Source organism: Novosphingobium sp. PY1 (assembly GCF_017312445.1).
GTDB lineage: Bacteria > Pseudomonadota > Alphaproteobacteria > Sphingomonadales > Sphingomonadaceae > Novosphingobium.
Map to the genome: position 1 here is coordinate 176565 of NZ_BLTI01000001.1, position 22507 is coordinate 199071.

A 22507-nucleotide genomic window follows, 5' to 3' on the forward strand; every position below is an offset into this window, starting at 1 on the left:
CGCCATGGCCGTGGCAGGCTGGACCGTGACCGGACGGTGACGGCGCAGGGCTTATCGCCCCAGCAAAGAGGGCGATGCCGGTTGGTGGAATGAATGGCGGGGAAGCGCGCGAGGGCCTCAGCCCTCGTCTTCGTCCTTCCAGCCCCAGTAGAGGAAGCAGGGCGGCACGTTTATCGCTTCCATGCCGTTGTCGATCCGCTTGAAGTGGCGCGCCATGAAATCGCGTGCACGCGGCGTGAACTGGTACACCAGGAACGCGCCGCCCTTGCGGATCACGCGGTGCGTCGCCGCGGCAATGGCGGGGCCGACGCCGTCGGGCAGGGTTGAGAAGGGCAGGCCGGACAATACGTAATCCGCCTTTTCGAAACCGTGAGCCTTGACGATTTCCTCGACGTCCGCAGCCGAACCCAGCACGGCCTTGAAGCGGCTGTCGCTGATGTTCTTGCGCAAGTACTCGATGAAGAGCGGGTTGGTGTCGATCACGATCAGCATGCCGTCGCGCGGCAGGCGATCGAGGACCGGCTGGCAGAAGGTGCCGACGCCCGGGCCATACTCGACGAAGAGCTTGCAGTTCGCCCAGTCGACCGGCTTGAGCATGCGGTTGATGGTGAATCGCGACGACGGGACAATCGAGCCGACCATCACCGGATTGCGCAGGAACCCTTCGATGAAGACGCCCCATGGTCCGAGGGACCGCTTGATTTTCCGCTTCAACTTCTGGGGCAGTGCCTCACGGGCAAGCTCTGTGCTGGTCATGCTGGCGGAAGCTCTCGCATTGTTGTCGTCATTTTTGTGCAGCAAAGTCGGTGGCAGATTCCACTGACCTTTGCAAGTTAACGACCCTGTAGGGTCAGAGAATTTCGTGGACCTTGTCTTGCGGACGGCACAGCCTGACGCCCTTGTCGGTCTCCACCAGGGGGCGTTCGATCAGGATCGGTTCGGCGGCCATGGCGTCGAGCACGGCATTGGCATCGGCATCAGGCAGCCCGCGTTCGGCGGCGTCGGTGCCGCGCATGCGCAGGCCTTCCTGCGGCGTGATCCCGGCATCCTTGTACAGTTGCGCCAGCTTGGCCGCGCTCGGCGGATTCTTGAGATATTCGATCACCTCGACTTCGACGCCCGGGGTTTCCTCGAGCACGGCGAGGGTCTTGCGCGAGGTGCCGCACTTGGGGTTGTGCCAGATGGTCGCCTTCATGGCCTTCTCCTGATTAATTCTGGGGTGTGTCGGTGGCGGTGCCGGTGTCCGCGGAAGCGGCTGCAGGTGCCAGCGCGGGAACGGCCCGCGCAGCGTCTTCGGCGGTGATGCCCGGTGCCGGTGCGGCGCTGATCGTCTCTTCGCGGCGCATGACCCGCCCGGCGCGCTGCACCGCACGCACGAGCCGCGGATAGACGCCGCAGCGGCACAAGTTGGAGATCGCCCGCTTGATTTCCGCTTCGTCCGGATCGGGATTGCGCGCCAGTAGGGCGGCGGCGTTGATGACGATGCCCGGGGTGCAGAACCCGCACTGGATCGCCTGTTCGGCAACGAGGGCCTGTTGCACCGGATGCGAACGGTCGTCCGAAAGGCCTTCGATGGTCTTCACGAAGCGGCCTTCGCACTCGGCAATGGTGATGAGGCAAGACCGCAGCGGCGAACCGTCGACCAGCACCGTGCAGGCCCCGCAATCGCCGACGCCGCAGCCGTACTTGGTGCCGGTAAGATTGGCAGCGTCGCGCAGCGCCCACAGCAGGGGCGTCTGCGGATCCATCTCGAATTCGACCGGCCGGTCGTTGACGGTCATGCGCGACATCGGGCTTCCTTATGCGCTGGAGGCGCGAAGGGCCAGAGCCTGTCGCAAGCCGTTGGTGAAAGCCTAGCGGAAACCGACGCGCAGCCCCGCCCAGACGGTGCGCGGCGTGCCCAGGTCGATGGAACCGGACTGATTGCGCGTGATGATGGTCTCGTCGGTGAGATTCTCGCCCCGCAGCACCACCGAGACGAGCGGCATGACGGGAACCTTCACATAGGCATCGAGCGTGGTGGCCGCGGGCAGAGCCTGCGTTTCCTGGTCGTCCTCGAACTGGCGGCCGACGTGGCGCACCGTCGCCGCAATGCGCCAGCCCGGCTTGGGCAGCCACGCGATGGTGCCGCTGGCCGCAAGCTTGGGAACCTGCGAGGGGCGCATGCCGTCGAGGTCGGCCTGGATGCCGCTTGCCTCGACCTTGGAATCGGTCCAGCTCAGCGAGCCGTCGAACTCCACTTGCCCGAGGTGGAGGGCTGCGGTCCCCTCCAGCCCGCGCGCGCGGATTGCATCGACGTTCTGGCGCTGGCGCAGGTTACCGTCATCGGAAATGGTGACATTGGCGATGGCGTTCTTGAGCTTGTTGTCGAACGCAGTCAGCGACAGGGTCAGGGCCTCGAACGGCCGGGTGTCGACACCCACTTCGTAACCGCGCAGCTTTTCCGGCCTGAGCGCGGCATTGGCCTGCGTCTCCACCGGGAAGACGACGAAGGGGCGGTAGAGTTCGTTCAACGTGGGCAGGCGCATGCCGGTATAGGCGGCTGCGCGCAGGGCAAGGGCTTCGCTGGCGTGCCAGACGAAGCCGCCGCGCACATTGCCGGTCCAGCCTGAACGGTCGGCGAAGGCCGTGTCCTCGTTGACCGCGCCGCTGGGCGTGATTTCGCGGTAGAATCCATTGCGGATCGTCCAGCGGTCAGCGCGCCCGCCCGCAGTCAGGACGAGATTGCCGAGCGTCCAGTCGTCCTCGACGTAGAAGCCGACGTCGGACTGATCACCGCCGGCCCGGCGGATCGCGGTGCGCGCGCCGGTGAAAGTGCTGTAGGGCATTTCCAGCAGTCGCCCTTCAGTCAGGCGGACATCCGCGCCCATGCGCAGGACATGCGCGTCGCCGACCGGGGGGCGAAGCTCGAACTTGCCGCCGACCGCCGTCGTCGGGGTCTTGGCCTGATCCAGCGCCTTCACGAAGCGTGTCGAGCTGATCACGACATTCGAAAAGTCCTGCGCCTGGACATAACCCAGAATGTCGAACTGCCAATCGCCCCGGCCGACCAGACGCAGCGAAGCCTGTTGGCCGGACGACGTCGAATCCGCTCCCTTGAAGCGCAAGGTGCGCTGGTCGTCATAGGCCATGGCCGAGGCCTGCAACTCGACGGTGTCGTTGAGCGGAGCCACGCCGCGCAGGCTGGCCGACCAGCTGTCATAGGCTGCCCGCGCCGAAGCATCGACGCGCTGCGACCTGGGCGTTGTCCAGAAACCCTGGCCGCGGTCCCATTGGACGCTGGCGACGAGGAAGCCTGCTCCGAGATCGGGCGCGATCGTTGCCGAAGTCTGCGTCTCTCCGCGGTCGTTGACGAGGGCGAGAGCCTGCAGCGGCCCCATGTCGCGCGGCCCGGCACTGGTCAGTTCGATCGTACCCGATACCGCGCCGGTGCCGAAGGCGCCCGCGCCGCCGCCGCGGGTCACGCGGATCGAGGCGAGCCGGTCGGGCGCGAGGGCGCTGAGGGGGATGTAGCCGAAGAAGGGATTGGCAATCGGTACACCGTCGAGCAGGACCAGCGTGCGGCTGGAAGCATTGCCGCCGAGCGCGCGCAGGGTCACGCCTTGTGCCGAAGGGTTGGACGAGCGGCTGTCCGACCGGCGGAACTGCTGGAACCCGGCGATGGAGGAAAGCACGTCCTCAATCCGGCCCGATGCACTGGTTACGATCTGGTCGCGTGCGATGGTCTCGACGTCGTAGGCCGGCGTCGCGGGGCTTTCCTCCAGCCCGCGTCCGGTCACGACGATGGGTGTGTCCGGGCCGCCGCCGGAATCCGCGGCATGAGCCGGCAGAGTGGAGATGATCGCGGCGGCGATGACCAGTGAAGTGCTTGCAAGATAACGAATTCGATTATGTGCCATGCGCGCTTGGATAGCCATAACCGAGATACTTGCAAGTTATTGACGAGAACAGTGGAACTCGCTGAAACTTTCGGTTAGTTACCCCGGTGTGACCCGCTTGGTTTATTTCCGAGACGGGCGCGCCGGCTCCCTTCGGGGGGAGGGAGCCGGCGCTTCAAAGCCCCTTCATCATCATCTTCAGATGCGCCGGATCGACCCATTGGGTGCCGATCCTGCTTGCCGGGCCTGCCCAAGGGCGTAGAATTGCCTTGTGACTGAAGAACAATATCTTTCCGGCCGCATTCTGCTGGCCATGCCGGGCATGTTCGATCCCCGTTTCGAGCGCTCGGTCAACGTGATGTGCGTGCATGACGAAAACGGGGCGCTCGGTATCGGCATCGGTCAGGTCCGCGAAGGCGTGACTTTCCATGACGTCCTGAACGAGCTGGGCATCGATCCCGGCGATGCGCCCGACCGTGCGGTCTGTAATGGCGGGCCGGTCGAGCCGGGGCGGGGCTTCGTGCTCCATTCCACCGATTGGGGCGGATCCGACACGATTGCGGTTCAGCCGCTCTGTGCACTCTCGGCCTCGATGGAAGTGCTGCGCGCCATAGCCGAGGGACGCGGGCCGAGCCGCTGGCTGATGGCGCTTGGCTATGCGGGGTGGGGCGCTGGGCAACTGGAAGGCGAAATGCGCCACCACGGCTGGTATGCGGCCGACCCGCATCCCGAAGTCTTGTTCGATACGTCCGTGGATGAGCGGTGGAACGCGACCTGGCAGGCCGAGGGTATCGATCCCGCGCTGCTGTCCAACGCTACCGGGCAAGCCTGACGCTGCCTCAGCCCGGTTCGGTCCGCCCCAATTGCGCCAGGTCTGCAGGAGTGTCGACATCGGCGTGAATCGCCGGGTCCGTGCAATCGACGAAGACAACGTCGGGGCGCTGTCGCAGCAGCTTGCCTGCGCCCTGATCGCCCGTGAGCCCGGCAATCGCCGGATAGGCGCGGGCGGAAAGCAGTACCGGATGGCCGGGGCGGCCGCCCTCGCGCGGCATGGCGGCAAAGCCGTCGCCGATCGCGCGGGCGAGGCGCTCGGCAATTTCGTGCGGGATGCGCGGCATGTCGCCAAGGAAGACGAAGGCGCCATCGGCCTCGGCGGCGGCAGCGATGCCTGCCTGCAGGGACTGCGAGAGGGAGGTGCTGGCGATGCGCACGATTTCGACGGGCGGCGAACCTTCCCAGGTGCCGGTTTCGAGGCCGCGACGAGCGACGACGATGACGCGGCTGACCGGCGCCGCGCGCGCTGCACGGATGGCATGGAACAGGAGCGGCTCGCCATTGAACGGAGCAGAGAGCTTGTCGCTGCCGAAACGCATCGCCGATCCGGCCGCGAGGACCAGCGCGACGCGGGTCATGCGCGCTCTTTGGCCGAATTGAGCGCCTGCATGATCTCGGCGATGATGCCGGTGGCGACTTCCCAGGGCGACTTGCCAAGGCCCGTGATGCCCGGAGAGAAGTGCAGCGCGTCCAGTTCCTGTCGCGTCGCACCGGCAGCTTCGAGAGCGGCCAAGCGCCCGGCCGCGCGCGATTTTGCACCGATCATGCCGACATAACCTGCCGAACCGCGCAGGGCCGCGAGGCACCCGCCGAGGTCGTGGTGATCTTCGTGCGTCGCTCCGAGATAGGCAGTCCAGCGATCGACACCAAGGCTCTCGAGCGCCTGCATCGGCGCTTCCCGCAGGTATCCGGCCACCGGGAACGGGGGCGGGGAGGATGGGCCGTCCGGTCGCACGAGATAGGTTTCGAACTGGGCAAGAGCACCGAGCCGCGCCGCCGCCAGCGCACCGGGATCGCCCCCGGAGACGATCAGCCGGCGGGGCGGATCGTAGCGGCGTGCAAGCGAGAATGGCTGGTCGGTCAGGCTCAGCAGCGCCCCGTCCTGCGCCGAGACGCGGCGCATGGAGCCGTCGCTGTGCCACTGGCAGGACCGGCGCTCGGCCGCGTGGCGCAGCAATTCATGCAGGGCTTCGTCGTCAGGCAGAATGCGCTCGAGCAGGATATGTAATGCACCGCCGCAGCGCAGGCGGATGTCGATCCACGGGCTGCCGGCGCCGTAGTGCAGGTGTCGCGGTTCGCCGTCGGCCAGGACGCGCGCTGCGTGGCTGGCGACGTCGCCCTCGATGCAGTCTCCGGAGAAATAGCCGCTTGCCGCAGAGCCATCGAACACCATCTGTGCGCCCGGGCCACGCGGGGCGCTGCCTTCGACGCGGTACAGGGTGGCCAGCACGACGGGCCGACCGGCATCGGATGCTTGCGCCAGAGCGGGGCGCACATCGTCGACCCACCCGAACAGTGGCCAGTCAGCGTTGTCGATTTGCCCGTCCATATATCTGCGGTCTGCTCCGGTCTGAGACGCGGAAGTATGGTCGCGCGAAGCGTAATGCAATGCAGGTGCCGGAAAGCGCGCCGGGGAGGCACGTGGTCCCCGCGCTGTAGGGATTAACCTTCAGGCTCGGAAAATTGCGGGGAAGCCGCCCAGGCTTCGTCTTCGCCGATGCGGTCGGCGTAGAGCAGGCGACCGCCGGATAGGTGCCAGAGGGCTTCGTTGAAGTTCGAATTGCTCATCGCGAAGCAACCTTCGCTGCGGCCCAGCTTGCCCCACTTGTCGATCATCGACTGGTCCACGTACCAGGCCGGATGCATGACGATGGCGCGCTGAAGCGCCATCGAGTTGTCCTCGTCCAGCCCGACGAGGCGGATCGATGTGCCGTACTTGCCCTTGTACCATTCACAGGTGAGGAAGGCGCCGCGAGAGGTCGCCTCGGAACCGGGAGTATTGGAAAAGCGCTGCAGCCAGCCGCTGTGCTCCGGATCGGAGCCCTTGCCGTGCGCGAGCAGGAAACTGCGGACGGTTCCGGCCTCAATGTTGGCGAAATGCAGGCGCGGCTTCCACGAGGGCTGCGCGAAATCGGCGATCCCGACCAGATCGGTGCGCCAGACCTTGTTGCCGACGCGCTCTGCCTGGCGGGAGGCGACATCCATGATCTTGCGTTCGTAGGGCGTCAGGCTGGAGGCCGCTGCGTCGACCGCGAGCGCGCGTCCGGGCAAGACAATTCCGGCGCCTGCCGCAATCGCACCCTTGATAACCTCTCGCCGTCCGAGCTTCAAAACCATGCGATCAATATAGCGCTTTCCTGCAGGGAGTTCCAGTCGGGAGCGCAGCTTCCCGACCCGCGGTCGAGGCGGGCCGGCGCTGCGCTTCACTGGCCGAAGATGCCTGCAGGTGGGCTCAGGCGACCACCTTGAGGGCGGTCTTCTGGTGCCGCTTGATCCAGTCTTCCAAGACCGGCGCGATGCGGTTGCGCCACTTGCTGCCGTTGAAGATACCGTAGTGGCCCACTTCCTCGGCGAGGTAGTACTTCTTGCGCTCTTCCGGCAGGTGCGTGGCAATGTGCAGGGCAGCTTTGGTCTGGCCGATGCCCGAGATGTCGTCGTTCTCGCCTTCGACCGCGAGCAGCGCCGTGTCGCGGATGCCGCTGAGGTCGATCCGCTCGCCGCGGTGGACGAATTCGCCCTTGGGCAACGAATGGTTCTGGAACACGTGCTCGATCGTCTGGAGGTAGAAGTCCGCGGTCATGTCGCACACCGAGCGATATTCGTCATAGAAGGCCTTGGTGGCAGCCGCGCTTTCCCCGTCGCCTTCGACGAGGTGCTTGAACATTCCGTAGTGGCTCATCATGTGGCTGCCCAGGTTCATCGCCATGAAGCCGGTAAGTTGCAGGAAACCCGGATAGACACGGCGGCCGCTGCCCGGATAGGTCAGCGGGACATCGGCGATGACGTTGTGCTCGAACCACGAGAGCGGCTGCTGCATCGCGACGTCGTTCACGCTGGTGGGCGCTTCGCGGGTGTCGATCGGGCCGCCCATCATCGTGAGCGTCGCGGGGCGGCAGGGATCCTTCTTGGCACCCATGATCGCGGCTGCGGCATAGGCAGGCACCGAGGGCTGGCACACGGCCAGCATGTGTGTGCCCGGGCCGATGTGATGGAGGAAGTCGACGAGGTAGTCGATGTAGTCGTCGAGGTCGAAGCGACCGGCAGAGGCCGGCACCATCTTCGCGTCGGCCCAGTCGGTAATGTAGACTTCGCAGGTTTCCAGCATGCGCGCGACGGTGCCGCGCAGGAGTGTGGCGTAGTGCCCGCTCATGGGGGCGACAACCAGCAGCTTGGGAGCATTCTCAGGCAGGCCGGGGTGATCGAAGCGCAGCAGGTTGCCGAACGGGCGATGGAGCACGATCGCTTCTGTGACGGGGTAGACGTCATCGCCGACCTTCACGGTCTCGATGTCGAAATCGGGCTTGCCGCGCGGAGAGGCCGCGTGGGCGAAGACTTCGAGCGCCGATGCCATGATCGGGCCGAGACCGGTATAGCCCAGGGGAAGGCTCGGGTTGGTTAGCATCTCGGCACCGACCGATGCCCATGCCGCTGCGCCACCAAGCATGGTGCGCTGCAATTCATACATGTTGTAAAGCAAGATTCATCTCCTGGCCGCCGCACGCAGCCGTCCTGACGATTCCCTTCATTCTGGGGATGAATTGACCCTTGTGCAATGCGGCATTTCCGATTTCGGTCTTTTGCATAGCAATTGAAACAGCTTGTGGTCACCTTTGGCTTTGCTGCGACCTCGGGCCTTTCCCTTAGCGTCTCAACGCGGTAAGGGGCCGCGCATGGACGCCAATCCGGGCCAGACCCCAACGCCGCAGAGTGAAGCCTCGACGACAGGCGAAGAGTCGCCGCGTCGCAAGAGCCTGGGTCCGCTGCGCATGGTCTGGCGCGAGCTGTTCCACTATCCCGGGCGCATGGTGGTGGCCGGTTGCGCGCTGATCACCACGGCGACTTCCACGCTCGCCATTCCGTACGGATTCCGTCAGATTATCGACCAGGGCTTCGCCGAGGGCGCGGACCCGACGGCGATCCGCAAGTGGTTCATCGCCCTGCTGTGCATCGTCGCGGTGCTCGCAGTCGCCACGGCGATCCGTTTCTACAGCGTTTCGTGGCTGGGCGAGCGTGTCGTCGCCGACATCCGCCTGCGTGTCCAGCGCCACCTGCTGTCGCTTTCGCCCAGCTTCTTCGAGGAAAACAGCCCGAAGGAGATCGCCTCGCGCATGACCGCGGACACCGCGATCATCGAACAGATTGTCGGTACGACCGTTTCGGTCGCCCTGCGTAACGCGATCATGGCAATCGGCGGCGTGGCCTATCTTTTTGCTCTGGCGCCGACGCTGACTATCGGCCTGATCGTCGCGATTCCACTCGTGATCCTGCCGATTGCGACATTCGGACGGCGGTTGCGGGTGGTCTCGCGCACCAGCCAGGACCGTGTGGCCGATATCGGCGCGATGACCTCGGAAGTCTTCGGCGCCTTGCGCGTGGTCCAGGCATTCAACCAGGAAGGCCGCGAGATGGGCCGCTTCGGCGAGGCGGTCGAGCGTACTTTCGAAACCGGCAAGCGGCGCATCACCATCCGCGCGATCATGACCGCGGTCATCATGTTCCTCATCTTCGGATCGATCACGGTCATCATGTGGCGCGGCGCGGTCGGCGTTGCGGAAGGCACGATCACCGGCGGCACGATCGCGGCTTTCGTCGTCACCGCAGGCATTGTCGCGGGCGCCTTCGGTTCGCTGACCGAAGTCTATGGCGACCTCGTGCGCGGCGCGGGCGCGGCAAGCCGCCTGGCCGAACTGCTGGGCGAGCGTCCGGCGATCTCGCCTCCGGCACGGCCGCAGGCGATGCCCAGCCCGGCCCGCGGAAAACTTGCCTTCGAGAGCGTGACGTTCCGCTATCCCACCCGGCCCGAGCAGGCCGCGCTGAAGGATTTCAGCCTGACTGTCGATCCCGGTGAGACCGTGGCGATCGTTGGGCCTTCGGGCGCGGGCAAGTCGACCCTGTTCCAGCTGGCCGAGCGATTCTACGATCCGCAGAGCGGCTCCATCAAGATCGACGGCGTACAGCTGACATCGGCCGATCCTGCCGAAATCCGCCAGCGCATCGCGCTCGTGCCGCAGGAAGGCGTGCTCTTCGCCGCCAGCGCACGCGACAACTTGCGCTACGGCAATTGGGCCGCCGACGATGAGGCGATCTGGCAGGCAGCGCGCGCGGCCAATGCCGAGCAGTTCCTCAAGGATCTTCCCCAGGGCCTCGATACCTTCCTCGGTGAAGACGGCGCCCGTCTGTCCGGTGGCCAGCGCCAGCGCATCGCGATTGCCCGCGCGCTCCTGCGCGAGTCGCCGATCCTTCTGCTGGACGAGGCGACCAGCGCGCTCGACGCCGAAAGCGAGCGGTTGGTGCAGGATGCGCTCGACCGCCTGATGCAGAGCCGCACGACCCTAGTGATCGCGCATCGCCTCGCCACTGTGCGTCAAGCCGATCGGATCATCGTCATGGACGGTGGCCGCATCGTCGAGCAGGGCACGCACGACACGCTTTCGGCTGCAGGCGGGCTCTACGCACGGCTTGCCTCGCTACAATTCGACATGCGTCCCGACCAGCGTTCGACCCTGGACGCGTAAAAGACTGGAATTGCGCAACAAGGAAATTATGTTGCGCTTCATCGGCGGGTCATCCGGACTCGTTCAGTCTCGTGTCGAACCATCCGAAAAGGATCAGGCATGCCTCGAATTCTCGGCAGGGCGCTTGCGTCGAGCGCCGCCATTTCAGCCTTCGTATTCAGTCTTTCCGCCGCCCCGCTCAGCGCTGCCGACAATCCCGTCGCCGCCTCTGACCCGGCCGCAGCCGATTGGGGCGATTTCGGCGTCCAGACCCAATGGATGGAAAGGGACGTAAAGCCGGGCGACGACTTCGACACTTTCGTCAACGGCAAATGGGTCGAGACGACCGAACTGCCGGCCGACCGCACCCGCTGGGGCTCGTTCGACGAACTGCGTGAACTGTCCAGCCAGCGCCTGCACGGCATCATGGATGACCTGATCGCTTCGAAGCCGGCGCCGGGCAGCGATGCCGCGCGGGTTGCTGCCGCCTATTCGGCCTTCATGGACACCGCCGCGATCAACGCAGCCGGGCTCAAGCCGGCGCGTCCCTATCTCGATGCGATTTTCGCGGCGAAGACGCCGACCGACCTGATGAAGCTTTTCGCCTCGCCGGGATATGCTTCGCCGCTGGGCGTCTATGTCGATGCCGACCCCAAGCAGAGCGACGTCTATGCCCTGCAGGCCGCGATCACAGGGCTGGGCCTGCCGGACCGCGACTATTACCTCAAGAACGATGAGCGCTCGCAGGAAATCCGCGCCAAGTATCTCGATTACCTGGCTTTCGTGCTTGGCAAGGCAGGCTATGCCGATCCGGCTTCGGCTGCCAAGGCGGTGATGTCGCTGGAAATGCGCATCGCCCAGGCCGACTGGGACCGAGCCGCTGCGCGCAACCGCGATCTCACCTACAACAAGCTGTCGATGGGTGAGTTCGAGGCCTTCGGTTCCGACGGCCTCGTGCGCACTTTCATGGACACCGTGGGCGCGGGCAGGGCGAGCTACGTCATCGCATCCGAGATCCCGCCGACGGCAGAGGAACTGAAAGACGCCAAGATCGATGCGGCGAAGGCCCTGACCCTGTTCGGCGGCGGGCTCCCGGCCGCGATCAAGCTGGTCGACGAAGTGCCGGTCGCGGTCTGGCAGGCATGGCTGGCGGCGCATTTCCTGCGCGATCACGCATCGGTCCTGCCCAGCGACATCGACGATGCGACTTTCAATTTCTACGGCAAGACCCTGACCGGTCAGCCCGAGCAGCGCCCCCGCTGGAAGCGCGGCATCAGCGCGGTTGAGGGCATGGCGGGCGAACTGCTCGGCAAGATCTACGCCGGGAAGTACTATCCGCCCGAGAACAAGGCGGCGATGGAGGATCTCGTCGCCAATCTGCGCAAGGCGATGGCGCTCAACCTCCATGACCTTTCGTGGATGGGGCCGGCAACCCGCAAGGAAGCCGAGGCCAAGCTGGATGCCTTCACGCCCAAGATCGGCGCGCCCGATACCTTCAAGGAATACGAGGGCCTGACTTTCACGCAGAACGATCCGCTGGGCAACATGATGGCCGCGGGCAAGTGGCAGAACGACTTCGACATGAACCGCATCGGCAAGGCTGTCGACCGGGCAGAATGGTTCATGCTGCCCGAGACCGTGAACGCCTACTACAATCCGCCCTTCAACGAGATCGTCTTCCCGGCCGCGATCCTGCAGCCGCCATTCTTCAACCTCTCGGCCGACCCTGCGGTCAATTACGGCGCGATCGGCGGCGTGATCGGCCACGAGATGGGCCACGGCTTCGACGACCAGGGCGCCAAGTCGGACGGATCGGGCAACCTGCGCGACTGGTGGACGGCCAAGGACAAGGCCAATTTCCAGAAGCTGCAGGACAAGCTCGAGGCGCAGTACAACGCCTTCTGCCCTTACGACGAGGGCAAGACTTGCGTGAACGGCAAGCTGACGATGGGCGAGAACATCGGCGACCTGGGCGGCCTCAGCCTCGCTTACCGTGCCTACAAGCTCTCGCTGAACGGCAAGGAAGCGCCGGTGATCGACGGCTATACCGGCGACCAGCGCTTCTTCATGGCCTGGGCGCAGGTGTGGCGTTCGAAAGTGCGCGAGGAGCAGGCGCGTCAGTACCTGATGACCGACCCGCATTCGCCGCCGCACTACCGCATCAACGGCATCGTCCGCAATTTCGACGAATGGTACAGGGCCTTCGACGTCAAGCCGGATGACAAGCTCTATCTCCCGCCCGATCAGCGCGTGCGGATCTGGTGATTTCAATGCCCGGGGCAGGACCTGTCCCGGGCATTTTTGCATGGGGGATCAGCGGGTCATCCCGTTTTTCGGCCTGACTATTTTGCATCGCAGCGCGTGCCGCCTTGACTTGCCGGGGCGCTGCGGCTTGGTTGCGCCGCGATGGACCTGACCCTTACTGCAATTCTTCTCGGCATCGTCGAGGGACTCACCGAGTTTCTGCCGGTCTCGTCGACTGGCCATCTCATCCTCGCCACCGAACTGTTCGGATACGATGCCGCCCAATGGGCGACCTTCAACATCGTCATCCAGCTGGGCGCAATCCTTGCCGTGATCGTGCAGTTCTGGCGTACGTTCTGGGCCGTGGGCATGGGCCTGCTCAAGCTTGAGCCGCTATCGATCCGCTTCGTGCGTAACGTGCTGCTGGCCTTCCTGCCCTCTGCCGTTCTCGGTCTGCTGCTCAAGGACTGGATCGAAGGTCTGCTCGGTCAGCCCAGCATCGTGGGCTGGGCGCTGATTGTCGGCGGCATCGCCATTCTCGTCATCGAGAAAGTCGCAAAGCAGGGGCCGTTGACCGGCGTCTCCGAGCTTTCGATGAAGACCTGCGTGGGTGTGGGGCTGGCCCAGTGCCTGGCCATGGTGCCCGGCGTCAGCCGGTCCGGCGCGACGATCATGGGCGCGCTGGCGATGGGCGTGGAGCGCCGTACCGCGGCCGAGTTCAGCTTCTTCCTGGCGGTGCCCACGATGATGGGCGCAACCACGCTGGAACTGCTGGGCGCGCGCGAGCAGCTCATGGCAGGCACCGGTCCTGTCGGCTGGGGAGAGATCGCGGTGGGCTTCGTCGTGTCCTTCATCGTCGCCCTGGTGGTGATCAAGGCGTTCATGGCCTTCGTCAGCCGCTCGGGCTTCTCGCCTTTCGCGTGGTATCGCATCGCTGCCGGTTCTCTGGCACTCTACCTGCTGACATAGGCCGCACCGCGACAGGCCATGCTGGAACGGGAATGATCTGACATGGGCAAGAAGCAGAAGGACAAGCTGGGTCGCAAGGCCTACGACAAGCTGCTCGAGCCCATGGAAGAGGAACTGGTCGGCATGGCCCGCTGGGCCGCCGCCACCGGCGCGCGCATCCTGGTCCTGTTCGAAGGCCGGGATACGGCAGGGAAGGGCGGGGCGATCAACGCCATCGCCGCCAAGCTCAATCCCCGTCAGGTTCACGTCATCGCCCTGTCCGCGCCCAGTGAGCGTGAGCAGGGCCAGTGGTACTTCCAGCGTTACGTCCCGCACCTGCCGGCCCGGGGCGAAATCGTCCTGTTCGACCGCAGCTGGTACAACCGCGCGGGGGTCGAGAAAGTCATGGGCTATGCGACCGAGCCGCAGGTGCAGGCCTTCCTGCGCGATGCCCCGGTCTTCGAAAGGATGTTGGTCGAGGATGGCATCCTCCTGTTCAAGTACTGGCTGACCTGCGACCAGGAGCGGCAGGAGGAACGCCTGTTCGAGCGTCTCGAGGATCCGCTCAAGCGCTGGAAGCTCTCGCCCGTCGATCTGGCGGCCCGGCTCAAGTACGAAGACTACACGAAGGCCCGGGCGCAGATGCTCAAGGTGACCCATACGCGCCATGCGCCCTGGACGCTGGTCGACTTCAACGACCAGCACCGGGGGCGACTCACCCTGATTCGCGACTTGCTCGATCGGCTTCCCGATACCCGCGTCGATCCGGCGCCGCTGGAGATGGAACCGCTCGATCACAAGCCGCTGAAAGAGAAATTCGACGTTCTTGAGCCGATCCAGCCCTTTCCGGAGGAGTGAAACGCCTCGGGCGGCTTGACTTTGCGCCGACGCTGAAGCATGGGCCGCAGCCTTGAGGGGCGGTCCTTGCTGGCCGTCCTCGATTGTTTTCAACGGACATGCCGGCCGCCAGGGCGGCTGAAACGAAGAGATTACAGGAAAACGCCATGGCGAAGCCCGCAACTGTCAAGATTCGGCTGGTTTCCACCGCCGACACCGGATTTTTCTACGTCACCAAGAAGAATCCCCGGAACACGACCGAGAAGATGAGCTTTCGCAAGTACGATCCCGTCGCGCGCAAGCACGTCGAGTTCAAGGAAGCCAAGATCAAGTAAGGTTCACGGTCGGTTCAAGGCTGTGGACCTAGGGACATAGCCATGAAACGAATTCGAATGACCTTTCGATCCTGTGTTGGCGCGGCCGCTTTGGCCGCGCTTGCCGTTCCTGCCCTCGTTCCCGGCGAAGCGGCCTTGGCCGCCACGAACGCCGAAAGCGCCCAATTGAACGAGGCGGTCGCGGCCTTGCGCGGTATCTCGACGCTGCGCGCGGATTTCGTCCAGACCGATCGCACCGGCCAGTCGGTGACCGGGACCCTGACGCTCAAGCGTCCGGGCCGGATCCGTTTCCAGTACGAAAAGAGCGTCAACATGCTGATCGTGAGCGACGGCAAGGCGCTCACGATGATCGACTATGACGTCAACCAGGTCCAGCGCTGGCCGATCAGCAACAGCCCGCTAGGCGCGCTGCTCGATCCCAATCGCGACGTGGCGAAGTTCGGCACGGTCAAGCCGACCGGCAATCCCAATGTGGTCAGTGTCGAGGTGCGCGACAGCAAGCACCCCGAGTATGGCGTAATCACCCTGATCTTCACCCGCAAGGCCTCGGCCCCCGGCGGTCTGGAACTGTCCTACTGGGTCGCGCTCGATTCGCAGAACAAGCGCACGACCATCCAGCTCAAGAACCAGCGCTACGGGGTGCCGGTGACGGACAACGACTTCCGCTGGAACGATCCGCGTCGCCGCACTCGTCGATAGGAAACCTCGGTTCGTCGCTGGTTGTGTGGCGCCTGCGACAAACTGCGACACTTTCCTTAATTCTGTTCACTTGGCAGCAAGCCAATCGATCCTAAATTGATCCTGTCAGAGCGGCTCGAGGCGGGTTTCCCCCCTGTTGCCCGCGCCTCCGTAAGAGCGCTTCTGGCTTAGCGTGACGAACGCTTATGGAACCCTCGACCCCCTGCCCCCGGGTCGAGGGTTTTCCTTTGGAACTGCAGCGAGGATCGCAAGCGGCACTGGCAATTCGCCCTGAGCGCACCTAAAGCCCCTGACATGCTCAAGATTGCCACCTGGAACATCAATTCAGTCCGCCTTCGCATCGATCAGGTCGAGCGCTTCCTGACCGAACAGACGCCCGACGTCCTGTGCCTGCAGGAGATCAAGGTCGCCGAGCACCTCTTCCCGCACGAGATGTTCGAGCGGCTGGGCTATACGCACCGCGCGATCCACGGCCAGAAGGGCTACCACGGCGTCGCCACGGTCAGCCGCGTGCCGTTCGAGGAGTACAGCCGCCACGACTGGCAGGACAATGGCGAGGCCCGCCACGTTGGCGTGGAACTGCAGGGGCAGGGCAAGGGCCTGATCCTCGAGAACGTCTATATTCCGGCAGGCGGTGACGTGGCTGACCGCGAGGTCAATCCCAAGTTCGGCCAGAAGCTGGACTTCCTCGCCCGCATGACCGCGTGGGCGGACAAGATCGACCGCCCGACGCTGATCGTGGGCGACTTCAACATCGCCCCGCTCGAATGCGATGTCTATGATCACAAGGCGCTGCTCAAGGTCGTCAGCCACACGCCGATCGAGGTGGAGACGCTTGGCCGCTTCCAGGATGCGCACGGCTGGGTCGACCTGGGCCGCAAGTTCATTCCTGCACCGGAGCGCAATTACTCCTGGTGGTCCTATCGCAGCTACTGGCGCAACAAGGACCAGGGCCGCCGTCTCGACCACATGTGGGCCTCTCCGGACCTGGCCGGGCAGGCCACGGCGCATCGTTTCGTCGAGGAAACGCGCAAGTGGGAACAGCCCAGCGACCACGTGCCGCTGATCACGGAGTTCGACCTCTGAGCGAGGCGAGCGCCTCGACCCCGGCGAGCGGGCCGCGCCGCGTTGCCCTGGCGCTCGATGCGTTGCGCCATGGCTGGCCGATCCGCGTGACGGGCGGCGCAGTGCTGCTGCCCGCCGAAACGGGCTTCGGCCCCGGCGTCGCCGCGCCGCGCATGCTGATCTCCGCGGCCAGGGCGGTCACGCTCAAGCTGGCGAACCAGCGCGAGGCGGCCGTACCCGAGGCGCCGGTCTTGATCCGCGCGGCAGAGCCCTTCGATCTCGAGACGGCCCGTGCCGTTGCCGACCCGGCGCTTGACCTCGTCCATCCCATGAAGGGGCCCTTCGCGGCCGAGCACATCGACGACATGGAAGTGGCGCGCACGGCCATGGAGCTTGCGCGTCTGGCCGGCATTCTACCGGCTTTCCTCGTGGCGCCGGCGATGGACGGTGAAGTGCAGGAGGTTTCGCCCGCCGACCTCGACGCGTGGAAGGACACCGCGCGCCTCGCCGTCGCTTCGCGTGCACATCTGCCTGTTGCGGCCTGCGAGGATGCAGAGATCGTGGCGTTCCGCTCCTATGACGACTTGCGCGAGCATGTCGCGCTGGTGATCGGCGAACAGGACGGAAACCGCGCCCCGCTCGTGCGGCTGCATTCCGAGTGCCTGACCGGTGACATCCTCGGCAGCCTCAAGTGCGATTGCGGTCCGCAACTGGACGCCGCGCTTCGCGCCATGGCCGACGAGGCGCGCGCCGGGGGCTGGGGCGTGCTGCTCTACATGCGCCAGGAAGGGCGCGGGATCGGCCTGATCAACAAGCTGCGGGCCTATCGCCTGCAGGACCAGGGTTTCGATACCGTCGATGCCAACAACCGCCTCGGCTTGCCCACAGAGGCACGGGACTTCCCGGTCGCTGCGCGCATGCTCGACCTGCTCGGCGTCCACGAGATCCGGCTGATGACGAACAACCCGGCCAAGGTCGAGGCGCTGGAGGCCGTGGGCGTGTCGGTGGCCGAACGCGTACCGCACCAGCTTCCGCCCAATCCCCACAACGAACGATACCTCAAGACCAAACGCGACCGTACCGGCCACATTCTCTGAGCTCGTGTTCTGACATGACTTGAAGGTCGGCCGGGACGCGGGGTTGGGGTTCGGGGGGGAGCCCCGCGTCCCGGCCTGCCGGATCAGTGCGGCATCAGCAGGAAAATCCCGCCGAAGATGGCGAAGATTGCCGCCGCGAAGGCTCCGGCCTTCCAGATGTCGCGCTGGGTGAAGCGGTCGATCTGGGATTCGCGAAAGGCTCGGTACTGCTCGGCAACGTCCGGGTTGCCGGCGATCAGGCCGAGGTCGAGCGGAGTGGCCCCGCGCTCGAACCAGGTCCTGAGTTCATCGAACTCGGGACCGGGCAGGTCTGGATAGCGCGCCAGCAGGCTGACGATGCGCGCGCGCTCGTCGGCGCGGATCGCGCCGGTGTCTTCGAATGACATGAAACAGTATTCCTGAAATCGTTGGCGTCAGGCGCCATTCCGGCGCCGGTGCGGGCGAGTTCAGGCGGTGGGCGGTCCGCGCAGGTCGGGAAGCCTGGCGGGATGCCGGCGCGGCGGTGGTCCGCGGGCCTCGGGAAGCAGGCGCAGGCGGGGACCGGAGGCGATCGCCAGCGGGCGCATGCCTGCCTCGGCGGGCACGCTGCGTGTGACCGGCGTTGTCGGCAGTTCCTGTGTCGCTGCTGCTTCGGACTTGCGGGTCGTGACCAGCGCGACATCGAGTGTCGCAGCGCTGAAGGCCGAGCCGGGGACCCTTTCCAGCGGCGCGCGGATGGGTTCGGCCGCCTGCATGCCGATGGCGGCAAGCAGCAGCACCGCCCAGAGGCGCATGCGCAGAAAGAGACTCGAACCCGATGTCATGGCTATCGGCTAAGGCTCATGAGGCGCGCTGGCAACCCCGACGAAAGTCGGTCAGCGCCGCTCGTAACGCTTGAGGCCGGGCCCCAGGACATTGCCGCTCAACCGCAGGTTGTCTCCGGACCAGTCTGCCACGAAGGCGCTGCCTCGCTCGATTCCCGGGGCGAAGCGGGCATTGTTGCCCTCGATCTCCAGCCCTTCAGAACTGTGGTTGCGGTGTTCGGCGGCAACCGCGACGAAGGCGGAATAGTTTTCCTTGTCGCGGCCCTGCACGAACCAGTTGTCGGCGATCTTGCCGGTCGCGCCGTCGGGCAGGTCGATCATGTAGTTGGTGCCGCGCCCGCGCGAATCGTCGAAGCTGCAATCGAGGATCGCAACGCGCTGGGCACGGCTCTTGGCGTAATGACCACCAGCTCCCGCTTCGAATCGACTGCGGGTGACGATAAGCGCGCCGTAGTTGCCGACGTAGATCGAATGGGCGCATCCGCCGCCGCCCTCGCACGTGCCCAGACGCGTGAAGGTGGACTTGTCGATGACGATCGTGCCCTGCGGATTGTCGCTGGTGAGCAGGCCTTGCTCGCTGTCACGGAACCACGACTGCGTGACCGCGAGATTGCCGCCTTCGAGGCGGATGCCCGAGCCGTTCTTGTCCGCAACCCTGATGTTGGCGAAGACCATGCCTTCGACGGTGGCGCTGCGCCCGCGCAGGACGAGCGCGGCCTTGTCTTCGCAGGCGACGCCTTCGAGGACGGACTGGCCGGGCACTTTCGCCCTGTAGGTGATTTCGCCCTGCGTCTGCACCGCGCAATCGGAAAAGCGCATGGAGGCGAAGAGGATGGTGCCCTTGGCGTTACCGATGGCGTCCACTGCGTCCTGCAGGCGGGCATAGCCGCGGCCGGTTTCGGCAATGGTATAAGGTGCCGTCTGTCCCGCCGATGGGGTGGCGGGCAGGGCCATGGCGGCAAGGGCGGAAGCCGCGGCGGCGAGTCGGGCGATCATGCGCATGGCGACTTGCTAGGCGCCGCCGGTTAAGATCGCGCAAATCTCGGAGAAGCTGAAGTGGTCCGACAGGCTGCGCAGCATATCCTTGGCCAGCTATCCCCGGTTGCTCCGATTGATGTTGAAAGTTGAACGATTCGGTCTTATTAAGGGGTCTGCGGGCCGGGCCCCTCTGGCGCGGCGCAAGCTTGTGTGGAACGCAAAAGTTTCCACCGGGCAGGCGCCACGTGATGTCGGACCGCATCGGATAAAACCGATGCAGGATCCGGAACGCTGATTGAGGTTTCTCCCTACGGTCCGGCTCTCAGGAACCTGGCATTGGCGCATCCGATCGAACCTACAACCTGTTCGATAGGGATATGACATGACCGAACGCATTTTCCGCCTGCTGGAGCGCCAACAGCGCCTCGATGCCCTGCTGCGCCTGGCGCAAGGGCGGCGGTTTGCCGATCCGCACGAGATCGCGCTGCTCAAGAGAATGAAGACGCGGATAAGGGACAGGCTCAGCCGGCATTTGCCCCCCATTGCCGGGCAATTGAGCCTGTAATCCCAGCGCCGGCGCGTAGCCCCCCATTCACGCGCCGGCGCACCCTTTTCCTCGTTAGGACAAGCGCATTTTCATGGAATTTCTTTTTGCAAGCTGGCTGGGTACTCCGGCCTGGTTCTGGCTGGCCTTCGTGGCCATCGTCCTGCTGCTGACCGCTTTCGATCTCGGCTTCCTGCACAAGGAGGACCGGGAAATGGGCATTGCCGAATCCCTCAAGTTGTCGATCTTCTACATCGCGATCGCCATGGTCTTCGGTGCCTGGGTCTGGTTCCAGAAGGGGCCGACTGCGGGCATGGAATACTATACCGGCTACTTCATCGAGAAGGCGCTCTCGATCGACAACGTCTTCGTCATTTCACTTGTCTTCGGCTTCTTCTCGATCGCGCCGAAGTACCAGTACCGTGCGCTCCTGTGGGGCATCCTGGCGGTCATCGTCCTGCGCGGCCTGATGATCGCGGGCGGCGCTGCGATCCTCGCCTCGGCCTACTGGGTCATGTACATCTTCGCCGCCTTCCTGGTGTTCACCGGCGTGAAGATGTTCTTCACCGGAGAGCATGAGCCGGACATCGGCAAGAACCGCGTGATTCGCTGGATTTCCACGCACATGCGCGTGACCAAGGAGCATCACGCGGAGCACTTCTTCGTGAAGGTGCCCGATGCGGCAGGCAAGGTGGCATGGGCGGCGACGCCGCTGTTCCTGGCCCTTGTGGTCATCAACCTCGCCGACCTCGTCTTCGCGGTGGACTCGGTGCCGGCGATCTTCTCGATCACGACCGACACCTTCATCGTCTACACCTCGAACATCATGGCGATTCTGGGCCTGCGCGCGCTCTACTTCGCGCTGGCAGCGATGGTGCACCGCTTCCATTACCTGCAATATGCGCTGGCGGCCGTGCTGGTGTTCATCGGCGGCAAGATCTTCGTGTCCGACTTTTTGATGGGCGGGGCCAAGTTCCCGCCGCTCATCAGCCTTGGCGTAACCGTGGCGCTGATCGCGGGCGGCGTGGTCTGGTCCCTGTGGAAGACGCGCGATGAGGAGCAGGCCGCCTAGAGCATTTTCTAGTCAGGTGGAATCACCTGACGACTCGGAAAATGCGACAAATCAAAAACCTAGAGCGCGCGATCTGATGCAATCAAATCGGGACGCGCTCTAGACGGGGCCTTCCAGTCCCGCGATGATCGCCGCGTGACGGCGGCGGATCTCGTCCACGTCCGGATCGGGAAGCATGGTTGCGGTGAGGTCGGCCAGTGCGCCGGCCTCGCGGACCAGCAGGCCGCGGCGGTGGCTGCCCAGCACCTGCCCCGCAGCGGTTGCCAGGGCGTCCAGCGCGACGAGGGCGGTCAGGCGATTGCTGGCAATCGCCCCGCGCGCGGCCACGAAACCGCGCTGGAGGAAGTGCGCGAAGTCGTTCGTCGGCGGGAAAACCGGGCAATCCGGATCGCCCTCGTTCCATTTCTCCTTGTCGAGGCGCCGTCGTCCGATCTCGGCAGTGGCCGCGCCGAGCCAGTGAATCGCGGTGATCGCGGTGAAGGGATCGTTGATGCCGGGTGAAAGAGCCCGCAGGGCGATTTCCACCAGTTCGTCTATCGAGAACTCCAGGTCCTGCTCCGAAGTGCGCGAGCCGCCAATGGCGAAAGCCTCGCGCACCGAGTGGGCCAGGTGATCGGGCAATCGTCGCTCGCCCGCCAGCACCAGCGGAACGCCGGGATAGACGAAGTCCCCGGGCCGCACCCTGAGGGCGAGCAGGAGCTCGTGCTTACGGGCCAGTTCCACCAGCGTCGTGAACTCTATGAGGCGCACATAGCCGCTTTCGCTTGCCGGAACGGGGGTGCCTGCGGGCAGGGGGCGCACTGGCGGATCCTTATCGCCGCTTTCCTGAAAGCGCCCGTCGATCTCGCGCAGAAGGCGCTCGCCGATGTTCTGCAGCACGGTGTTGATGCGGATGCTCGCAGGGATGTGGTGGAGGAAATAGACAAGCACCGCCACGGCAACGATCATCAGCGCAAAGGCGACGAGAAGCGAGAGCTGCGGCACGAAGCCGGCGCTCGACATCGCTTCGGCAGGAACTGCGCCGATGGCGGCCTCGTCCTGCGAGCGCACGGCGCGCAGCACGGTGATCGCATAGACGAACGTGCCGATGAACGTGGCGAGGCTGAGCTGGTTGCCCTTGTCTTCCATGAAATTGGTCAGCAGGCGCGGGCCGTAGGTGCCGCTGGCATAGGCGACCGCCGCGATCGTGATGGAGAAGACGGTGGAGGCGACGCCGATCATCGAGCCGGACAGGACTGTCAGGATGTTGTTGGCGCCCTCTGGGCGAGCCGGAATGATCCAGTTCGTCTCGCTGAGCCAGCGACTCGCGCCAATGCGGTCGAGGTGGACGAGGACGAGTGCCAGCAGCAGCCCGCCCAGTGCGAAAAGTGCGGGGTAGAACCAGTAGCTTGCCCGGATCGACAGCCAGTTTGAGCGCAGCGTTGCGAGCATCGTGAAGAACCCTCCGCAGGCAATAGAG

23 protein-coding genes are annotated in these 22507 nt (G+C 65.0%); 11 read left to right on the forward strand and 12 right to left on the reverse strand.

The window, feature by feature from the left end; genetic code table 11:
- Positions 1-117: 117 nt before the first annotated feature.
- From J3474_RS00845 to J3474_RS00860, 4 genes are all read right to left on the reverse strand, one after another.
- On the reverse strand, positions 118-756 hold the full coding sequence (locus J3474_RS00845; RefSeq protein WP_013832238.1) for a class I SAM-dependent methyltransferase: 639 nt from the start codon (positions 754-756) through the stop codon (positions 118-120).
- 94 nt (positions 757-850) lie between these two features.
- Positions 851-1195 carry an arsenate reductase (glutaredoxin) gene (gene arsC, locus J3474_RS00850; RefSeq protein ID WP_207092780.1) on the reverse strand — a complete coding sequence of 115 codons (345 nt, stop codon included), beginning with the start codon at positions 1193-1195 and terminating at the stop codon, positions 851-853.
- Between the two features lie 13 nt (positions 1196-1208).
- On the reverse strand, positions 1209-1790 hold the full coding sequence (locus J3474_RS00855; RefSeq protein ID WP_207092781.1) for a (2Fe-2S)-binding protein: 582 nt from the start codon (positions 1788-1790) through the stop codon (positions 1209-1211).
- 63 nt (positions 1791-1853) lie between these two features.
- The gene (locus J3474_RS00860) at positions 1854-3899 is read right to left on the reverse strand and encodes a TonB-dependent siderophore receptor (protein ID WP_207092782.1); all 2046 of its coding nucleotides are present in this window, start codon (positions 3897-3899) and stop codon (positions 1854-1856) included.
- 301 nt (positions 3900-4200) lie between these two features.
- Here J3474_RS00860 and J3474_RS00865 point away from each other — a divergent pair, with 301 nt between their 5' ends.
- Positions 4201-4710 carry a YqgE/AlgH family protein gene (locus J3474_RS00865; protein ID WP_242528157.1) on the forward strand — a complete coding sequence of 170 codons (510 nt, stop codon included), beginning with the start codon at positions 4201-4203 and terminating at the stop codon, positions 4708-4710.
- Positions 4711-4717: 7 nt separating this feature from the next.
- Here the strand turns inward: J3474_RS00865 and J3474_RS00870 are convergent, their stop codons facing one another.
- The 4 genes from J3474_RS00870 to J3474_RS00885 all read right to left on the reverse strand — a co-directional run bounded on the left by J3474_RS00870 (position 4718) and on the right by J3474_RS00885 (position 8409).
- The gene (locus tag J3474_RS00870; RefSeq protein WP_207092783.1) at positions 4718-5290 is read right to left on the reverse strand and encodes an NTP transferase domain-containing protein; all 573 of its coding nucleotides are present in this window, start codon (positions 5288-5290) and stop codon (positions 4718-4720) included.
- The gene (locus tag J3474_RS00875) at positions 5287-6261 is read right to left on the reverse strand and encodes an XdhC family protein (protein ID WP_207092784.1); all 975 of its coding nucleotides are present in this window, start codon (positions 6259-6261) and stop codon (positions 5287-5289) included. The genes J3474_RS00870 and J3474_RS00875 overlap by 4 nt, the downstream gene beginning before the upstream one ends.
- 113 nt (positions 6262-6374) lie before the next feature.
- Positions 6375-7049, reverse strand: a complete 675-nt coding sequence (locus J3474_RS00880) for a murein L,D-transpeptidase catalytic domain-containing protein (protein ID WP_013832244.1) — start codon at positions 7047-7049, stop codon at positions 6375-6377.
- 115 nt (positions 7050-7164) lie between these two features.
- The gene (locus J3474_RS00885) at positions 7165-8409 is read right to left on the reverse strand and encodes a polyhydroxyalkanoate depolymerase (RefSeq protein ID WP_207092785.1); all 1245 of its coding nucleotides are present in this window, start codon (positions 8407-8409) and stop codon (positions 7165-7167) included.
- 193 nt (positions 8410-8602) lie between these two features.
- Here J3474_RS00885 and J3474_RS00890 point away from each other — a divergent pair, with 193 nt between their 5' ends.
- From J3474_RS00890 to ribA, 8 genes are all read left to right on the forward strand, one after another.
- Positions 8603-10447, forward strand: coding sequence for an ABC transporter transmembrane domain-containing protein (locus J3474_RS00890; RefSeq protein WP_207092786.1), 1845 nt, complete (start codon positions 8603-8605; stop codon positions 10445-10447).
- 99 nt (positions 10448-10546) lie between these two features.
- Positions 10547-12691 (forward strand): M13 family metallopeptidase, encoded by a 2145-nt coding sequence (locus tag J3474_RS00895; protein WP_207092787.1) that lies wholly within the window; start codon positions 10547-10549, stop codon positions 12689-12691.
- Positions 12692-12832: 141 nt separating this feature from the next.
- Entirely contained in the window at positions 12833-13639 is an 807-nt protein-coding gene (locus tag J3474_RS00900) for an undecaprenyl-diphosphate phosphatase (protein ID WP_207092788.1), read from the forward strand.
- A gap of 42 nt (positions 13640-13681) precedes the next feature.
- Positions 13682-14476 carry a polyphosphate kinase 2 gene (ppk2, locus tag J3474_RS00905; RefSeq protein WP_207092789.1) on the forward strand — a complete coding sequence of 265 codons (795 nt, stop codon included), beginning with the start codon at positions 13682-13684 and terminating at the stop codon, positions 14474-14476.
- Between the two features lie 146 nt (positions 14477-14622).
- Entirely contained in the window at positions 14623-14790 is a 168-nt protein-coding gene (rpmG, locus tag J3474_RS00910) for a 50S ribosomal protein L33 (protein WP_013832249.1), read from the forward strand.
- 42 nt (positions 14791-14832) lie between these two features.
- Entirely contained in the window at positions 14833-15489 is a 657-nt protein-coding gene (locus tag J3474_RS00915) for an outer membrane lipoprotein carrier protein LolA (protein ID WP_041558767.1), read from the forward strand.
- 294 nt (positions 15490-15783) lie between these two features.
- Positions 15784-16575 carry an exodeoxyribonuclease III gene (xth, locus tag J3474_RS00920; protein ID WP_007013398.1) on the forward strand — a complete coding sequence of 264 codons (792 nt, stop codon included), beginning with the start codon at positions 15784-15786 and terminating at the stop codon, positions 16573-16575.
- Positions 16572-17651 carry a GTP cyclohydrolase II gene (gene ribA / locus J3474_RS00925; RefSeq protein WP_207092986.1) on the forward strand — a complete coding sequence of 360 codons (1080 nt, stop codon included), beginning with the start codon at positions 16572-16574 and terminating at the stop codon, positions 17649-17651. The genes xth and ribA overlap by 4 nt, the downstream gene beginning before the upstream one ends.
- Before the next feature lie 83 nt (positions 17652-17734).
- Here ribA and J3474_RS00930 read toward each other — a convergent pair whose 3' ends face one another.
- Genes J3474_RS00930 through J3474_RS00940 form a run of 3 tightly spaced genes read right to left on the reverse strand, consistent with a single transcriptional unit; the run spans position 17735 to position 19456 of the window.
- The gene (locus J3474_RS00930) at positions 17735-18037 is read right to left on the reverse strand and encodes a hypothetical protein (protein ID WP_207092790.1); all 303 of its coding nucleotides are present in this window, start codon (positions 18035-18037) and stop codon (positions 17735-17737) included.
- Positions 18038-18097: 60 nt separating this feature from the next.
- Entirely contained in the window at positions 18098-18454 is a 357-nt protein-coding gene (locus J3474_RS00935; RefSeq protein WP_207092791.1) for a hypothetical protein, read from the reverse strand.
- Between the two features lie 51 nt (positions 18455-18505).
- Positions 18506-19456, reverse strand: coding sequence for a right-handed parallel beta-helix repeat-containing protein (locus tag J3474_RS00940; protein ID WP_207092792.1), 951 nt, complete (start codon positions 19454-19456; stop codon positions 18506-18508).
- Between the two features lie 358 nt (positions 19457-19814).
- Here J3474_RS00940 and J3474_RS00945 point away from each other — a divergent pair, with 358 nt between their 5' ends.
- Positions 19815-19997 (forward strand): hypothetical protein, encoded by a 183-nt coding sequence (locus J3474_RS00945; RefSeq protein WP_041558770.1) that lies wholly within the window; start codon positions 19815-19817, stop codon positions 19995-19997.
- Positions 19998-20070: 73 nt separating this feature from the next.
- Positions 20071-21048 carry a TerC family protein gene (locus J3474_RS00950; protein WP_207092793.1) on the forward strand — a complete coding sequence of 326 codons (978 nt, stop codon included), beginning with the start codon at positions 20071-20073 and terminating at the stop codon, positions 21046-21048.
- A 99-nt stretch (positions 21049-21147) separates the two neighbouring features.
- Here J3474_RS00950 and J3474_RS00955 read toward each other — a convergent pair whose 3' ends face one another.
- A complete protein-coding gene (locus J3474_RS00955) occupies positions 21148-22479 on the reverse strand; it encodes a DUF2254 domain-containing protein (protein WP_207092987.1) in 1332 nt (443 codons plus the stop codon).
- Positions 22480-22507 lie beyond the last annotated feature (28 nt).

Excerpts from the sequence above, each read along its gene's own strand:
- J3474_RS00845 (WP_013832238.1), bottom strand. The coding sequence starts at position 756 with ATGACCAGCACAGAGCTTGCCCGTGAGGCACTGCCCCAGAAGTTGAAG.
- arsC (WP_207092780.1), bottom strand. The coding sequence starts at position 1,195 with ATGAAGGCGACCATCTGGCACAACCCCAAGTGCGGCACCTCGCGCAAG.
- J3474_RS00855 (WP_207092781.1), bottom strand. The coding sequence starts at position 1,790 with ATGTCGCGCATGACCGTCAACGACCGGCCGGTCGAATTCGAGATGGAT.
- J3474_RS00860 (WP_207092782.1), bottom strand. The coding sequence starts at position 3,899 with ATGGCACATAATCGAATTCGTTATCTTGCAAGCACTTCACTGGTCATC.
- J3474_RS00865 (WP_242528157.1), top strand. The coding sequence starts at position 4,201 with ATGTTCGATCCCCGTTTCGAGCGCTCGGTCAACGTGATGTGCGTGCAT.
- J3474_RS00870 (WP_207092783.1), bottom strand. The coding sequence starts at position 5,290 with ATGACCCGCGTCGCGCTGGTCCTCGCGGCCGGATCGGCGATGCGTTTC.
- J3474_RS00875 (WP_207092784.1), bottom strand. The coding sequence starts at position 6,261 with ATGGACGGGCAAATCGACAACGCTGACTGGCCACTGTTCGGGTGGGTC.
- J3474_RS00880 (WP_013832244.1), bottom strand. The coding sequence starts at position 7,049 with ATGGTTTTGAAGCTCGGACGGCGAGAGGTTATCAAGGGTGCGATTGCG.
- J3474_RS00890 (WP_207092786.1), top strand. The coding sequence starts at position 8,603 with ATGGACGCCAATCCGGGCCAGACCCCAACGCCGCAGAGTGAAGCCTCG.
- J3474_RS00895 (WP_207092787.1), top strand. The coding sequence starts at position 10,547 with ATGCCTCGAATTCTCGGCAGGGCGCTTGCGTCGAGCGCCGCCATTTCA.
- J3474_RS00900 (WP_207092788.1), top strand. The coding sequence starts at position 12,833 with ATGGACCTGACCCTTACTGCAATTCTTCTCGGCATCGTCGAGGGACTC.
- ppk2 (WP_207092789.1), top strand. The coding sequence starts at position 13,682 with ATGGGCAAGAAGCAGAAGGACAAGCTGGGTCGCAAGGCCTACGACAAG.
- rpmG (WP_013832249.1), top strand. The coding sequence starts at position 14,623 with ATGGCGAAGCCCGCAACTGTCAAGATTCGGCTGGTTTCCACCGCCGAC.
- J3474_RS00915 (WP_041558767.1), top strand. The coding sequence starts at position 14,833 with ATGAAACGAATTCGAATGACCTTTCGATCCTGTGTTGGCGCGGCCGCT.
- xth (WP_007013398.1), top strand. The coding sequence starts at position 15,784 with ATGCTCAAGATTGCCACCTGGAACATCAATTCAGTCCGCCTTCGCATC.
- J3474_RS00930 (WP_207092790.1), bottom strand. The coding sequence starts at position 18,037 with ATGTCATTCGAAGACACCGGCGCGATCCGCGCCGACGAGCGCGCGCGC.
- J3474_RS00935 (WP_207092791.1), bottom strand. The coding sequence starts at position 18,454 with ATGACATCGGGTTCGAGTCTCTTTCTGCGCATGCGCCTCTGGGCGGTG.
- J3474_RS00940 (WP_207092792.1), bottom strand. The coding sequence starts at position 19,456 with ATGCGCATGATCGCCCGACTCGCCGCCGCGGCTTCCGCCCTTGCCGCC.
- J3474_RS00945 (WP_041558770.1), top strand. The coding sequence starts at position 19,815 with ATGACCGAACGCATTTTCCGCCTGCTGGAGCGCCAACAGCGCCTCGAT.
- J3474_RS00950 (WP_207092793.1), top strand. The coding sequence starts at position 20,071 with ATGGAATTTCTTTTTGCAAGCTGGCTGGGTACTCCGGCCTGGTTCTGG.
- J3474_RS00955 (WP_207092987.1), bottom strand. The coding sequence starts at position 22,479 with ATGCTCGCAACGCTGCGCTCAAACTGGCTGTCGATCCGGGCAAGCTAC.